Origin of the sequence: Marinobacterium sp. xm-g-59 (genome assembly GCF_013283315.1) — a bacterium.
GTDB lineage: Bacteria > Pseudomonadota > Gammaproteobacteria > Pseudomonadales > Balneatricaceae > Marinobacterium_E.
In genome coordinates this window covers 280,448-293,797 of record NZ_WBYR01000002.1, presented here as the reverse complement: position 1 = coordinate 293,797, position 13,350 = coordinate 280,448, and the positions used below count along the sequence as shown (strand labels likewise).

The 13,350-nt window shown below is 47.9% G+C and carries 12 protein-coding genes; all 12 read left to right on the top strand.

All coding sequences use genetic code 11. From position 1 onward, the window contains the following. The first annotated feature begins 19 nt into the window (after nt 1-19). The 12 genes from murJ (at nt 20) to XMG59_RS03790 (ending at nt 13,349) form a co-directional block, all read left to right on the top strand. Nucleotides 20-1,513 carry a murein biosynthesis integral membrane protein MurJ gene (gene murJ / locus XMG59_RS03845; protein WP_173498287.1) on the top strand — a complete coding sequence of 498 codons (1,494 nt, stop codon included), beginning with the start codon at nt 20-22 and terminating at the stop codon, nt 1,511-1,513. A 104-nt stretch (nt 1,514-1,617) separates the two neighbouring features. Then, on the top strand, nt 1,618-2,550 hold the full coding sequence (gene ribF, locus XMG59_RS03840) for a bifunctional riboflavin kinase/FAD synthetase (RefSeq protein ID WP_173498251.1): 933 nt from the start codon (nt 1,618-1,620) through the stop codon (nt 2,548-2,550). A gap of 15 nt (nt 2,551-2,565) precedes the next feature. Then, entirely contained in the window at nt 2,566-5,376 is a 2,811-nt protein-coding gene (ileS, locus tag XMG59_RS03835) for an isoleucine--tRNA ligase (RefSeq protein ID WP_173498250.1), read from the top strand. Then, nucleotides 5,354-5,854: a signal peptidase II gene (lspA, locus tag XMG59_RS03830; protein ID WP_173498249.1), complete on the top strand. Its 501-nt coding sequence runs from the start codon at nt 5,354-5,356 to the stop codon at nt 5,852-5,854. The genes ileS and lspA overlap by 23 nt, the downstream gene beginning before the upstream one ends. Continuing rightward, nucleotides 5,855-6,283 (top strand): peptidylprolyl isomerase, encoded by a 429-nt coding sequence (locus XMG59_RS03825; RefSeq protein ID WP_173482879.1) that lies wholly within the window; start codon nt 5,855-5,857, stop codon nt 6,281-6,283. Nucleotides 6,284-6,340: 57 nt separating this feature from the next. After that, nucleotides 6,341-6,757 carry a type IV pilin protein gene (locus tag XMG59_RS03820; RefSeq protein ID WP_173498248.1) on the top strand — a complete coding sequence of 139 codons (417 nt, stop codon included), beginning with the start codon at nt 6,341-6,343 and terminating at the stop codon, nt 6,755-6,757. Next, on the top strand, nt 6,757-7,224 hold the full coding sequence (locus XMG59_RS12070; protein ID WP_173498247.1) for a GspH/FimT family protein: 468 nt from the start codon (nt 6,757-6,759) through the stop codon (nt 7,222-7,224). Before XMG59_RS03820 ends, XMG59_RS12070 begins: the two co-directional genes overlap by 1 nt. Before the next feature lie 7 nt (nt 7,225-7,231). After that, nucleotides 7,232-7,849, top strand: a complete 618-nt coding sequence (locus XMG59_RS03810) for a PilW family protein (RefSeq protein WP_173498246.1) — start codon at nt 7,232-7,234, stop codon at nt 7,847-7,849. Nucleotides 7,850-7,851: 2 nt separating this feature from the next. Next, nucleotides 7,852-8,964 carry a hypothetical protein gene (locus XMG59_RS03805; RefSeq protein ID WP_173498245.1) on the top strand — a complete coding sequence of 371 codons (1,113 nt, stop codon included), beginning with the start codon at nt 7,852-7,854 and terminating at the stop codon, nt 8,962-8,964. Continuing rightward, a complete protein-coding gene (locus XMG59_RS03800) occupies nt 8,961-10,946 on the top strand; it encodes a hypothetical protein (RefSeq protein ID WP_173498244.1) in 1,986 nt (661 codons plus the stop codon). The genes XMG59_RS03805 and XMG59_RS03800 overlap by 4 nt, the downstream gene beginning before the upstream one ends. A gap of 22 nt (nt 10,947-10,968) precedes the next feature. Further along, the gene (locus XMG59_RS03795) at nt 10,969-11,463 is read left to right on the top strand and encodes a prepilin-type N-terminal cleavage/methylation domain-containing protein (RefSeq protein ID WP_173498286.1); all 495 of its coding nucleotides are present in this window, start codon (nt 10,969-10,971) and stop codon (nt 11,461-11,463) included. Between the two features lie 257 nt (nt 11,464-11,720). Next, nucleotides 11,721-13,349 carry an NAD+ synthase gene (locus tag XMG59_RS03790; protein ID WP_173498243.1) on the top strand — a complete coding sequence of 543 codons (1,629 nt, stop codon included), beginning with the start codon at nt 11,721-11,723 and terminating at the stop codon, nt 13,347-13,349. The last annotated feature ends 1 nt before the right edge of the window (nt 13,350 follow it).

Below are 13,350 nucleotides of genomic sequence, written 5' to 3'. Positions count from 1 at the left end.
AAGTGCTGTAGTTGGCATCATGACCATGATCTCGCGAGTGCTGGGATTAATTCGTGATGTGGTGGTCGCGGGTTACTTTGGTGCCAGCGGTGCATCCGACGCCTTTTTTGTCGCATTTAAAATTCCCAACTTTTTACGACGTCTTTTTGCTGAAGGGGCTTTTGCTCAGGCTTTCGTGCCGGTGCTCTCTGAGTATCGATCGCAACGTGATCTAACTGCGGTTCAATTTCTCGTCAATCGTACCGCCGGCAGCTTGGGTTCGGTGTTGTTGCTGGTCACGCTGCTGGGCAGTCTGGGTTCGCCCCTATTGGCGATGCTGTTTGCGCCTGGGTTCTATATGTCAGGCTCCGAGAGCTTTGGTCTTGCGGCTGACATGCTGCGCATTACCTTCCCCTATCTGATGCTGATATCCCTAACCGCATTTTGTGGTGCCATTCTTAACTCCTATGAGCGATTTGCGGTGCCCGCGTTTACCCCCGTGTTGCTCAATGTCTGTCTGATCGGTTCAGCGGTCTACCTAAGCCCCATGTTTGATCCGCCCATTATGGCGCTGGCTTGGGGTGTGTTGATGGCCGGTACCGTCCAACTGCTGTTCCAGTTGCCGTTTTTAGCGCGCTTGCGTCTGTTGCCCGTGCCGCAAGCCGGTTGGAAGGATGAAGGGGTTCGGCGCATCCTGAAACTGATGCTGCCGGCTCTATTTGGTGTATCGGTTGCACAGATTAACCTGCTACTGGATACCGTGCTTGCCTCGTTCTTGCAGACGGGCAGTGTCTCTTGGCTCTACTACTCAGATCGTCTTGTAGAGCTACCCTTGGGGGTATTTGGTATCGCGATTGCGACGGTGATTCTGCCAAGCCTCTCTCGTAAACACTCTGAAAAGTCAGGGGAAGAGTTCGCTAAGATGTTGGATTGGGCGGTGCGAATGGTGCTTTTGATCGGCATTCCTTCGGCTGTGGCGCTGATTCTGTTGGCGGAGCCTCTGCTAACGACGCTGTTCCACTATGGTGAGATGACCGATCGCGATGTCAGTATGGCGGCTATGAGTCTTCGCGCTTATGGCTTAGGTCTGCTCGCATTTATGCTCATCAAGGTGCTGGCGCCTGGCTACTTCTCTCGCCAAGATACCAAAACCCCCGTCAAAATTGCTGTTAAAGCGATGGTGGCGAATATGGTATTTAACCTGATTCTTATCTTCCCTCTGGCGCATGCAGGACTTGCTTTAGCAACCGCGCTGTCGGCCTTCATGAATGCGGGTTGGTTGTTGCATGGCTTAATTAAACAGGGTGTCTTCAAGTGGCAAACTGGCTGGTTAAGGTGGTCGATGCAGTTGTTGTTTGCCAATGCATTGATGGCGGCGGTTATTCTTCTGTTCGCACCAGCTGCTTCCGACTGGTTATCGGCCGGTTTGTGGCAGAGAGTCGAGTGGATGTTCCTGCTCGTGGCTAGTGCTGTTCTGGTTTACTGCGCCGCTTTGATCCTTTCCGGTGTGCGAATTCGTCATTTGCGCGGCTAAATTTCCTTCAAACATAGTGCTTTAGGTCTTAATTAGAGGGGCCTGTATGCGCTATAATCGCGCGTTTATTATTTGTCTGATGCTTGGGTGAAACTGATAACGCAATGGAACTGATTCGAGGGCTTCACAATTTACGCGATCATCATCGCGGCTGCGTTGCGACGATCGGTAACTTTGACGGCGTTCACTTAGGTCATCAGATGATACTGTCGGGTGTGCGAGAAAAAGCGCAACAACTGGGTTTGCCCTCTGTTGTGATTGTATTTGAACCGCAACCACGTGAATTTTTTTCGCCAGAGTCAGCGCCACCTCGCCTAACGCGTTTCGGCGAGAAGCTTCGCCTGTTAGAAGCTGAAGGGGTTGATCGCGTGCTGTGTCTTAGCTTCAACGAGCGTTTACGTTCACTGTCAGCTGAGGCGTTTATTGATGAGCTGCTGCTGAAGGGCTTGGATGTAAAGCACTTTGTGGTGGGTGATGATTTTCGTTTTGGTTGTGATCGCCGTGGCGATTACGCACTGCTTAAGGCTGCAGGTGAATCACACGGTTTTACCGTCGCTGACACACCGACACTGATTTTAGAGGATGAGCGCGTCAGCAGTTCACGCGTTCGTGAAACGCTTACCGCTAACAACTTATCCTTAGCTGCTCGTTTGTTAGGGCGTCGCTATCGCGTCACCGGCCGTGTGCAACATGGGCAAAAAGTGGGTCGTGAGCTCGGCTTTCCGACAGCCAATGTACGCATGCACAAGTACGCCTGCCCTATGCGGGGTGTCTACACGGTAAGGGCGCACTTGGCGGGTAAGGCCTACAACGCGATTTGCAATGTTGGCAGTCGGCCGACACTTAATGGTGTTCGTCCTGTATTGGAAGTGCACCTGCTAGATTTTACGGGGCAGCTCTATGGTGAGCTGCTCAGTGTTGAATTTTTACATCCAATGCGTGCGGAGCAACGCTTTGATGGATTGGATGCTTTGCGAGAACAGATCGCAAAAGATATCGCTGCAGCGCGCGCTTGGTTCGCTGCCGCAAATACCTAAACTGGGACTGGATTGATGACCGATTACAAACCGACTCTAAACCTGCCGGAAACTGCGTTCCCAATGCGCGGTAACCTGCCATCTGCTGAACCTAAGCGTCTTGCTAAATGGAAAGAGATGGATCTTTACGCACGAATTCGTGAAGTGAGCGCAGGTCGACCAAAATTTATTCTGCACGATGGCCCTCCTTACGCTAACGGCAGCATTCACATTGGTCACGCGGTGAATAAGATCATCAAAGATATGATCATCAAATCCAAAACCCTAAGTGGTTTTGACTCGCCTTACACGCCGGGTTGGGACTGTCACGGTCTACCAATCGAGCACAAGGTTGAGACACTGATCGGTAAAGCGGGCGAGAAAGTTTCTTACGCGGATTTCCGTGCTAAATGTCGCTCCTATGCGACTGAGCAGATCGCCGGTCAGAAAGAGGACTTTATTCGTCTAGGTATTCAGGGTGATTGGGATGACCCTTACCTAACGATGAACTTCAAAACCGAAGCCAATACCGTTCGTGCATTGGGTAAAATTGCAGAACGTGGCCACCTAGTGAAAGGTTACAAACCGGTCTACTGGAGTGTCGTCGGTAAATCAGCCTTGGCTGAGACTGAGGTTGAGTACCAAGACAAAACCTCTACTGCGATCGATGTGCGTTTCACCTTTGTCGATCAAGCCAAAGTAAATGCACTGTTCGGCACTGACAAACAAAACGTTTCGCTTGTCATCTGGACAACCACACCTTGGACAATTCCTGCTAACCAAGCTGTATCGGTTAACGGTGAGTTGGAGTATGCCCTGGTTGAAGTTCACCTTGAGAGCGGTGTTGATTACCAGGTTCTAGCCGAGTCGATGGTTGAGTCGATCATGGAACGCTGGGGTGTTGATAAGTACGAAATGTTGGGTCGTGTGAATGGTGCGGCGCTGGAGCTACTGAAACTTGAACACCCTGTATTCGACCGTGAAGTGCCTGTGATTTTGGGTGATCACGTTACAACAGATGCAGGTACCGGTGCGGTCCATACGGCGCCTGATCACGGTATGGACGACTTCATTGTTGGCAATCGCTACGACCTTAAAACCCTCAACCTTGTTCAAGCGGATGGTGTCTACACCGACGCGGCAGGTGAATTTGCTGGCATCCATGTCTACAAGGCGGATGCACCAGTGACGGAAGCGCTTGAGCGTGAAGGTAAGTTGGTTCACCTGAAACGTTTCCAACACAGCTACCCACACTGCTGGCGTACCAAAACGCCACTGATCTACCGTGCAACGCCGCAGTGGTTCATCTCTATGGAGAAAGAGAACCTGAAAGCGGACGCAATGAATGCGATCAAGGGCGTACAGTGGTTCCCAGATTGGGGTCAGACACGTATCGAAGCGATGGTTGGTCAGAGCCCAGATTGGTGTGTATCACGTCAACGTACTTGGGGTACGCCGATTACGCTATTCACTCACAAGCAGACAGGTGAACTTCACCCACGCACGACTGAGTTGATCGAGCAGGTTGCGCAGCGTATCGAAGAGACCGGTATCGACGCATGGTTTGATCTAGATCCAGCAGAGCTGTTGGGTGAAGAAGCAGCGGATTACGATAAAGTGACCGATACCATGGACGTTTGGTTCGATTCGGGTGTCACGCACCACTCAGTTCTGCGTACCAAAGAGAGCCTGCACTTCCCAGCTGATATGTACCTAGAAGGGTCGGATCAGCACCGAGGTTGGTTCCAGTCGTCACTGAAAACATCTATCGCGATTAACGGTTGTGCACCGTACAAGCAGGTTCTGACTCACGGCTTTACTGTTGATGAGAAGGGCTACAAGATGTCTAAGTCACTGGGTAACGTCATTGCACCACAGCAGGTGAATGACAAACTGGGTGCGGATATTCTTCGCCTGTGGGTTGCCTCTACAGACTACTCTGGTGATATGGCTGTTTCGGATCAGATTCTTCAGCGTACGGCAGACAGCTATCGTCGTATCCGTAACACATCGCGTTTCCTACTGGCGAACCTAAACGGTTTTGACCCAGAAGCGCACAGCGTAAAACCAGAAGAGATGCTGGCGCTGGATCGTTGGGCGGTTGATTCGGCTTACCGTTTGCAGCAGCGAGTGATCGATGCTTACAACAGCTACCGTTTCTTGGATGTTTACCAGCAAGTTCACAACTTCTGTGCACAAGAGCTGGGTGGTTTCTACCTAGACATCATTAAAGATCGTCAGTACACGACTAAGCCAGATAGCTTGGCGCGTCGTTCATGTCAGACGGCTCTGTACCACATTGCGCAGGCACTGGTTCGCTGGATTGCACCGATCTTGAGCTTCACCGCTGATGAGATCATCGAAGTGCTACCAGGTAACAACCCTGAAAGTGCCATGCTAACGACCTGGTACGAAGGTTTGTTTGAGATGACTGCAGACGATGCCTTTGGTCGTGAGTACTGGGAGCGTGTGCTGCAGGTTAAACAGGCGGTTAACAAGTGTTTGGAAGAGGCGCGTAACGAGAAGCTAGTTAAAGCTTCGTTAGCCGCTGAAGTGACACTCTATGCTGATGAGCAGATCACTGCTGATCTGAATCGCCTAGGTGATGAGCTTCGCTTCGTATTGATTACTTCGACTGCTAGCATTGAGCCGCTAGCGAATGGCGCAGACGCTCGTGAAACGGCGGTTGAAGGCCTTAAAGTCGCAGTTAAAGCGTCGGAAGAGGCGAAGTGTGCTCGTTGTTGGCACCACCGTGAAGATGTCGGCCAAAACGCCGATCACCCAGAGCTGTGTACACGTTGTGTCGATAACGTAGAGGGCGAAGGTGAGCAGCGTCACTACGCGTAACCTTTCTGCACTGCAGTGGCTATGGCTCAGCCTAGCCATTGTAGTGCTTGATCTTGGCAGTAAAGCGTTGGCATCCAGTATGCTGAGCTACAACCTGCCGATCTCTATTCTTCCCATCTTCGATTTAAGGCTGCTACATAATACTGGCGCAGCCTTTAGCTTTTTAGCCAGTGAAGCGGGGTGGCAGCGCTGGCTATTTGTGGCCATTGCGGTTGTCGTGAGTGTGTTGATTGTTCACTGGCTTCGCCAAACGGAGCCAGAGCAAAAGATTCAAGCCTTTGGCTATGCCGCTATTTTAGGTGGTGCTCTGGGCAATCTTTTTGACCGTACTGTTCACGGTTATGTGGTGGATTTTCTATCCTTTCACTACGCAGGTTGGTATTTCCCAGCCTTTAATATCGCCGATGTGGGTATCACCCTCGGCGCCATCGCATTGATTGTTGATGCACTATTTTTATCAAAAGACCGGAGCAAATAGATGAGCGAACTCACCATTGAACAGGGCCGTAAAGTGACCATGCACTTCGCGATCAAACTCACCGATGGACAGATCGTAGACTCTAACTTCGAAGGCGCTCCGGTCGAATTCGAAGTGGGCGATGGTAATATCCCAGAAGGCTTTGAAGCCGCTTTGTCTGGGCTAAAAGTGGGCGATCATCTCGATCTAACCATCGATCCAGAGCGCGGCTTTGGTCAGCACAATCCAAGCAACATCCAAACCATGAAACGCTCAGACTTCAAAGATATGGAGCTAGAGCCAGGCTTGGTCATCTCATTCCAAGAGCCCGGTGGCGAACTGCCCGGTGTCATCGTCGAGTTCGATGACGAGCGTGTGGAGGTTGATTTCAATCACCCTCTTGCAGGAAAAACGATTCTTTTCGAAGTTCAGGTTCTGAATATTCAGTAAAACCCCCTCCATTTTCTGTTCCTCTGCTATATTTAATGAATGTAACGGAGGGACTCAATGCGTCACCAAAAAGGCTTTACTCTGATTGAATTGATGATCGTAGTGACGATCATCGGAATTCTTGCGGCCATCGCTTATCCGGCTTATCAGGATTATGTGCTTCGAGCCAAGCGTGGAGACGCGATGAATGGATTGGCTGCGCTTCGAATTGCTCAAGAGAAGTATCGGGCTAACAACGTATCGTTCGCTACAGATTCATCAAGTGTCTTAGGTGAGGATCTTTCTGTTTCGCCTGAAGGCTATTGGAGTATAAGTGTTGTATCGGGTGCGTCTGCACCTACAGAATCGTTATATTATCTATCGGCAGTACCAAAATCACCTCATACTGACTCTACTTGTACTGAATTTATTGCTGACCGGGCTGGTGCAGTTGATGTTTCTACTGCTCCATTAGATACCTGTTGGGAACGATAATGCAGCGCATAGGCATAAATCAGAAAGGCGTCACTATGGTTGAGGTGATGGTGACAGTCGCTATTATCGGAATCATTGCGGCTATCGCTATACCTTCATACCAAGATTACATCGCTAGAGAGCGTCTGTTAGGTGCTGCTCAGGCAATCTACAGTCAGGCAATATTGGCTAGGCGCCAAGCTGTATCGAACAATCGCACTAGATACTTCTTTGTCAGCGATGATTCGGGTGACTGGTGTGCCTATGCATCCAGTGCGAGTGACGCAACTTGTGCATCATCGGATGCACCAATCTATGCTCACGGACGTGATTACCCTGGCGTCACGGTTTTAACAGGAGTAAGTACAGCGTTTGTAATGCCGGCATTGTCAGCTGCGTCAGTCTCTATTTCAGTCACTGGTGAAAACGGTGATTCTCGAAAAATATCCATTTCCAATAATCAGTTGATTAGGGTGGTAGATGAGTAGAGTGAGAATGAAGTTTCAGTCTGGCTATACCTTGATTGAACTGATGATCGGAATGGCTGTGGGTCTTATCGTTCTCTCTGGAGCGCTGTTTCTCTACCTGCAGATATTTAACGTGAGTAAAACAACCTTGGCCTCGACTCAACTCAACCGAGAATTGAGCATTCTTCTAGATACCATGAGCGGCGAGATTCGTCGTCATGGCTATTCGGCTCAAGGTAGTAATAGTTACTACCAGACAACTAGCTCCGCTCTAGATGTTAATGTGAGTGGAGACTGCATTTTGTATGGTTACGATGTTAATTCTGATGATGCCGATAGTTCCGCTGATTCAACGGATCAGAAAGGTTTTCGTCTTGATAGTGGAGTAATTCATACAAAAGCAGACGAGTCAGCCAACTGTGACCCTGTCTTTGACAAAACACATTGGACTGCAATCACAGATGAATCAGTTATGGATATTAGTGATCTAACGATTACTTTGAATGCCGTATCCACAGCTAACGGTAGCGTTACCGTCTACACACGAACGGTTGATCTATCTATTACTGCATCTCATGCGACTGAATCACTCAGCTCTACTAAATCAGTCTCTATATTAATTCCTAACAACTACGTTGAGGACTGAAAATGATCATTTCTCACCGAATAAAAAATCAAAAAGGCATTGCGACACTTGTTACCGTTGTCGTTCTGTTGATCGCTACAACTATTACAGCTTTTACTATTTCATCTTCAATTATCAATGAAAAACAAGTTGTGGCAGACGAAATTCGTGCGGCCAAAGCTTTTGAAGCTGCGCGTTCAGGATTTGCATCAGCCGTAAATCAGTTGAGATCCACAAGCGATTTGCCGTTGGAAGCTTCAAAAGCATCAGGCTCTATTTCTGGCGCTGCTGAGAGCTGGAGTTATTGGCGAAGTTCATCAAAATCACCTTTAGTCATATATGCTACAGGTGAGAGTGATGATGCAAGCGTGTTGCGCCGAATACAGTCGCAGATGGCATATACTGAGATTGAGCTCCCAGAGGTATCTGTTGTAACAGCCGGAGTGATATCGGCTAGTGGTGGGATGACCATAATAAACACCCAAGGTAATTTCACAATTTGGAGCGGTGGCGCTTCTGGGTTAACAGGTTCCGCAAGTACTTGGGTGCCGGCGCTTGGAAGTACTACATGTACTTACAACACCACCAATTTTAATCCCGACCCTGTGTCCTGCCAGATAGGAACAGGTAAATCCGGAAGTGAAACGTATATTGGTGCCGATGTTATAGACCAAGACCCGCAACTTTCTGGATTGTCTGAGAGTGATTTTCAGAGAGCGTTTCTTGGAAAAAAAATGTCATCTTTTTGCACGAATTGGATCGATGTTGACGGAAAATCTGATTCTGAAATTCAAACTTTAGCTGATGCTGAAGGGTCTAAGGTTTGTTTGTTTAGTAGTGGTGATAACACGATAAGCCCAAATCTAGTTCTTGGAAGCCCGTCTGAACCGAAAGCATTAATTATCGATGGTGACTTTGAAGTTAATTCTAATGCCAGGCATTACGGAGTCATGTATGTGGACGGTGACATAAATTCTGCAAACGGTTCTGCTGCCTTCTTTGGTACGCTTATCGTAAGAGGTGCCATAAATATAGGTAAAGGTGGTTTTACAGTTGTTTTCGATTCATCACTCACGAGCATTATAGGTGACGAGTCTAATGCAGGCGTTTCTGTGGGAACATGGAGGGACTGGTGATGGTGGTTCGTAATACTTGTAAAGGCTTTGTTCTCATAGAGGCCTTAATTGCACTTATTGTCTCGGCCGTAGGCCTTTTGGGTATAGGTTTGTTTTCTAGTTATTGGATAAAGGAGTCTTCCAATACCAAAGCTCATGCAGAAGCATTATCAATAGCTCAAAACCAAATTGAAGTTTTGCATTCTCTTGCGGCAAATAATTTTGCAAGCTTGTCGCCCCCTTCTGCTATCTGGCCGACAGTAAACTCGCCAATTAATGGTGCCAATGGGCAATTTATCATCAGTAGTGCGTTAGCTTCCAGAGATTCAACCTCCGGTGAGGTGCTTGATGCATTGATTCAAGTTAGTTGGGATGGCCAAGAAGTCAGTTTAAGAACATCAGTTGTCGACGATATTTATGATTCAAAAGCATTGGTAAATACGGGCAGTGGTAGCGGTAGTGGCACTCCTTTTTATATAAATCCTCCAACTGGCGGTGCTAAGTATGACCAAACTAATGCACCAGGAGGTAACTTTAATCCAGACTTTCGTTTAGAAGATATGAGCGTTGTATCTGGTGCAGATGGAGTAGGTGTTGCCTTGGTCTACAACACGGCCTCAGGTGCTTTGCCTTTATTAACATATAGTGGCGATGCTTTTTCTGAAATACGTGGTGTTGTTTATGTAGATGTTTCGTCTGCAAATATGACAAGTGATTCAGTTAGCTCAATTGTTGTTAAACCTTCTGACACGGGTATTTGTCCTCACGGTTCTCCAAATCAATCTGGGAGTGATTGGTTTGTAGAATACATTTGCTATTTTGGCGCTGGTTGGTATGGAAACATAGATGTAGATACAACTAATTTTGAGGATCATTGTGTAGGAGACCCAGCATATACAAATGATGGTACCGATTTGAGCCGTCATGCTGTTTGGCTTGAACCTTCTGAGTATCGAAGAGCTTACAGGGGGTACACGATAGCTAGAACTCGGATTGGTACCGATGATTATTATGGTGTTGATTCTAGTGGTAATTTATTGTTGATTTCACATGGTATAGGTGAGGGTGATATTTATGGTTACGCGGATGCTAGTACCGAATCTAATGTAGTTATTGGCGATCCAAATCATGACTTCATGATTGTCGGAACGCCTTCAAATTCTTTGGATTTAGATGATAGTTGTATTGCACAGATGAATACAGTTAGTGTTGCTAGTTACAGCGGTTTATTCCCTGTGGGAATAACCTCATTTGAGTCAAACGGAGGGGACTTTATCTGTCTTCAGGTAGGGGGCTCCTTCAGTTGTCCTGGAACAATACCAAGCGCATTGGCTTCAACAAGCACAGTAAGCATATATAGTATTACGGGGACTGTATCTTCATCTTATGGGTCTGTAGTTGCATCTTCAACATCTCAATACCCCTCAGGGGATATAAAAAGTTGTGAGAGAAATTCGGACGGCTCAGTCGACATTAGTAGTTGTACTAATGTCGATATCTGCACAAATACAGATAACACATACAGCTGCAAAGTGTTTGTTCCTGATGGGGTGCCCTATAGTGATTCAATAACAATTTCACACAATGTACCTGATGCCTATGAAGTGTGTAATCCACTTGGGGGGCAGGAAGTATTCAGTAACATAATATCGAATATTTCAGGTTCAGAACTATCAGTGGTAATTGGAACTTGTCCGTCCATAGATTATTCAGGACAGTATGATGTTGTGCTGTTAAATAACACTGGTAGTTCTGGTTTTAATAACAAGGCCCTCGATTATCAAGAGAATGATTCGGTTAGCTGTACAAAAAAGGTGGGCTCTGAAATACAAGATGGAGGGACAGTTACAATAACTGATGCATGTGCTGTAAGTAGCGGTAGTTTAAATATTGGAGACACTATTGTTGTCGGTACAGGTGAAAATGCACGGAATGCAGTTGTTACGGCTGTTGTAGTTCCAGATTCCGAAAACTCTGGCACTATCAATGCAACTATAAACTGAATAATTCTAAACGGGAGATACCATGGACGGTTACAAGCACCCAAGGATGGGTGGCTATACCCTCATCGAACTGATGATCGCGGTCGTGATCATCGCTATTCTCTCTTCAATTGCACTGCCTGCGTATACTCAATTCACGGTGCGTGCCAAGTTGATCGATGCTCTGGCAGCAACGGAGCCGATTAAGCTGGCGCTGGTTGATTATGCGATTGCGAATGGCGGTACTTCAGGTTTAAAAGATTTGAAATGGAATACAGCCCTTAGTGAACTAGGCGTCAGTAATGAATACTTTGGGGATAACTCCGCTTATGTAAAGAATGCATGGTGGAGTCATTCCTCCGGCGAAATTCGGGTATCAATTGCCAATATTGATGAGTTGGAAGGGCGGCGGTTTGTGTTGCGGGCGGAGAATCCGGATTTTCCGACGACTTGGCGATGTATTAGCGATGATTCGGATGAGTCGTTGATTCCTAGTGAGTATTTGCCAAGTTTCTGCCAAACATCTGCGGATGATTAAAAGCGGTCGGCGTCCCTTTGGGTGGCCTCCTACAGGGTGTGTTTTTCCATGGTGCGGATGACAGGTTAAAACCAGTCACCTGATCGCTTCCTCTTTGAGAAAGCTCCAACAGGGTGCTTTTTATTGGGGTGGTGATAGGCTGAAGCCAGTCGCCATGAATGAATTTTCGGGCTTTTTCGCTTTGCTCAAATTCCCTCCTACGGGGGATGTGCGTATACTTTGGCAATCTATTTAATTTGAAGATTTCAGATCGCTTTATGTCTCAGCAACTTGTCGTCGCGCTCGCTCAAATCAATTTTCTTGTCGGTGATATTCCGGGTAATACACAAAAGATGATCGATGCTGCTATGGATGCAGCGTCTCAAGGTGATACGGATATTATCGTCTTTTCTGAGCTGTCGATTACCGGTTATCCGCCCGAAGATTTGTTGCTGCGTCCCAGTCTTAAACGTCGGGTTGATGAGGCCCTTGAACGGCTGAAAACTGAGGTCCGTGGCATTGCTTTGTTGGTGGGCTATCCAGCTGAGAAAGAGGGCGAGTTACGCAACATGGCGGCCATCATTGAGGATGGTGAGGTGTTGATCGAGTATGCCAAACAGCATCTGCCTAACTATCTTGTCTTTGATGAAGATCGCTACTTTGAACCGCACACTAATGACGGTGTATTTGAGTACAAGGGTCACACTTTAGGGCTGCAAATCTGTGCCGATATTTGGGAGAGAGAGCCGACTCAACGCCAGGCCGAGGCCGGTGTTAAAGCGATTCTTGTGCCTAATGCATCTCCCTATCACATGGGTAAAACCAATGAGCGTACCGAGGCGTTACAAGATCGTGCAACCACTGCAAATGCCCCGATTGTCTATGTAAACCAAGTGGGTGCGCAGGATGAGTTGGTCTTTGATGGTGGTTCGCAGGTCGTGGATGCCAAGGGGCAGCTAGCCTACATGGCGCCTCATCATGAAGAGGGTATCTACAAGGTATCTATCGATCTTGAATCGGGTGCTGTTGAGCCGCTACAGCCTTCAACGCCCGAAGCTGATCACTATAGTATGGTCTACCAAACGCTTGTAATGGGTGTGCGTGATTACGTTAACAAGAACGGCTTTAAGGGGGTAGTGTTTGGCCTATCTGGCGGTATCGATTCGGCATTAACGGCTGCAGTTGCTGTGGATGCCTTGGGTCCGGATCGCGTTGAGTGTGTCATGATGCCGTTTAAGTACACCTCCTCTATCAGTGTCGAAGATGCTGCACTGGAAGCAGAGGCTCTAGGCATTCGCCACTCAGTGATCTCGATTGAACCGATGTATGAAGCATTCATGCAGGAGTTGGCGGGCGAATTTGCTGGCACAGAGGTCGATGCAACGGAAGAGAACCTGCAAGCACGCTGTCGGGGTGTCTTGTTAATGGCGATTTCCAACAAGAAAGGCTACCTCGTTCTGACGACCAGCAATAAATCGGAAACGGCCGTTGGTTATTCGACCTTGTACGGTGATATGGCGGGTGGTTTCTGTGTCCTTAAAGATATTCCGAAAACTCTGGTCTATGAGCTATCGCGTTACCGCAATACGATCAGCCCAGTAATCCCAGAGCGTGTCATCACTCGTCCACCCTCGGCAGAGCTTCGCCCTGATCAGACAGATCAAGACAGCTTGCCAGATTATGGTCAGCTGGATGCGATCATCGAAATGTACGTTGAGCATGATTACAGCGCTGAGATGATCATTGCTGAAGGGTACAGCGAGGCCGATGTGCTGCGAGTGATTCGTCTGATTGATATTAACGAGTACAAACGTCGCCAAGCACCGATTGGTACGCGTATTACCAATCGTGGCTTTGGTCGTGATCGACGTTATCCGATAACGTCTGGTTGGAAGGCTGGGGTGTGAC

Bases quoted from the DNA above. Each gene is read 5' to 3' on its own strand.
- XMG59_RS03795 (WP_173498286.1), top strand. From the start codon at position 10,969: ATGGACGGTTACAAGCACCCAAGGATGGGTGGCTATACCCTCATCGAA.
- XMG59_RS03825 (WP_173482879.1), top strand. From the start codon at position 5,855: ATGAGCGAACTCACCATTGAACAGGGCCGTAAAGTGACCATGCACTTC.
- ileS (WP_173498250.1), top strand. From the start codon at position 2,566: ATGACCGATTACAAACCGACTCTAAACCTGCCGGAAACTGCGTTCCCA.
- XMG59_RS12070 (WP_173498247.1), top strand. From the start codon at position 6,757: ATGCAGCGCATAGGCATAAATCAGAAAGGCGTCACTATGGTTGAGGTG.
- ribF (WP_173498251.1), top strand. From the start codon at position 1,618: ATGGAACTGATTCGAGGGCTTCACAATTTACGCGATCATCATCGCGGC.
- XMG59_RS03805 (WP_173498245.1), top strand. From the start codon at position 7,852: ATGATCATTTCTCACCGAATAAAAAATCAAAAAGGCATTGCGACACTT.
- XMG59_RS03790 (WP_173498243.1), top strand. From the start codon at position 11,721: ATGTCTCAGCAACTTGTCGTCGCGCTCGCTCAAATCAATTTTCTTGTC.
- murJ (WP_173498287.1), top strand. From the start codon at position 20: ATGACCATGATCTCGCGAGTGCTGGGATTAATTCGTGATGTGGTGGTC.
- XMG59_RS03820 (WP_173498248.1), top strand. From the start codon at position 6,341: ATGCGTCACCAAAAAGGCTTTACTCTGATTGAATTGATGATCGTAGTG.
- XMG59_RS03810 (WP_173498246.1), top strand. From the start codon at position 7,232: ATGAAGTTTCAGTCTGGCTATACCTTGATTGAACTGATGATCGGAATG.